The 683-nt window shown below is 49.9% G+C and carries 1 protein-coding gene; it reads right to left on the reverse strand.

From position 1 onward, the window contains the following. Positions 1–683: UDP-N-acetylglucosamine--undecaprenyl-phosphate N-acetylglucosaminephosphotransferase (gene wecA / locus JSN25_RS03465; protein WP_204525444.1), on the reverse strand; the 683-nt coding region annotated here is incomplete at both ends.

The raw sequence follows: 683 nt of genomic DNA on the forward strand, positions 1-683 counted from the left end.
ATAAATCTCGCCACCTTCCATGCCCGCTTAATACAGTAACCGTAAAGACCGAATGCCAGTAAAAAGAGCACCAACATGGCCCATTCAGGGACTAAACGAAAATATTCAGCCAGTACGCCGATAGAGGCCAGAATCGCTGCAGCCAGCGTGATCAGAACAAATGCCTGTCGGGAAGTAAACCCTGCGCGCATCACTAAATGATGAATATGCTGGCGATCTGCCGAGAAAGGACTCATGCCTTTACGTAAACGACGATACATAATCGCCACCATATCCATTAACGGAATGGCGATAATCCACAGTGCAGTGACCGGGCTAATAGGGTGTGTTGCACCTTGTGTGGTCTCCAGCAGGATCCAAATGACTGTAAAGCCAATCAGCGTACTCCCCGCATCGCCCATAAAGACTTTATAGCGGCGTCCAAGAATGCCCAGATTCAGCATGATGTAAGGCAGGATGGCGGCAATCATGGCAAAACACCAGATAGCCAGGCTTGTCTGACCATCGAACCACAGGATAAACCCCATCGCGGCGAATGAGACGCTGGATAGCCCGCCTAACAAGCCATCAATGCCATCAACCATATTAAAGGCGTTAATCGCCGCCCAGACGGCAAAAAGGGTGAGAAAATAACCAAAGGGACCCAACAACAACTCCCACGGGCCAAAAATATACCCCAGGCT

The organism is Citrobacter cronae, from assembly GCF_016893685.1.
In the GTDB taxonomy this organism is placed as follows: Bacteria; Pseudomonadota; Gammaproteobacteria; order Enterobacterales; family Enterobacteriaceae; genus Citrobacter; species Citrobacter werkmanii.